Here is a 257-nt window from a genome sequence, read left to right as displayed (position 1 = left end):
GGCGCAGGCCGACGAAGTGCGCCGTCAGGAAATTGCCGAAATCGTCGTGTCGATCAGGTAGACGATGGCCGAATACGGCATCACGCCGGAAGACCTCGGCTACCACGCGCGCCCGGCGCACACGCCACGCAAATCCCTTTCGGCACCGCACTATCGCGACCCCACCACCGGGCGAACGTGGAGCGGCCGGGGGCGACCGCCGAAGTGGATGGCGATCAAGAACCCCGCGGCTCTACGGAGCGTAGGCCGCCTGAAAC

At 66.9% G+C, this 257-nt stretch carries 1 protein-coding gene; it reads left to right on the top strand.

Going from position 1 to position 257, the window contains the following annotated elements:
• Positions 1–64: 64 nt before the first annotated feature.
• Positions 65–257, top strand: a 193-nt coding sequence (locus tag SCA31_RS24335) for an H-NS histone family protein (protein ID WP_410699549.1), incomplete at its 3' end; no start/stop codon positions are given.

The sequence above is a fragment of the Chryseobacterium sp. SIMBA_028 genome (assembly GCF_046535285.1).
Taxonomy (GTDB): domain Bacteria; phylum Bacteroidota; class Bacteroidia; order Flavobacteriales; family Weeksellaceae; genus Chryseobacterium.
This window is presented reverse-complemented; position numbering and strand designations above follow the sequence as displayed.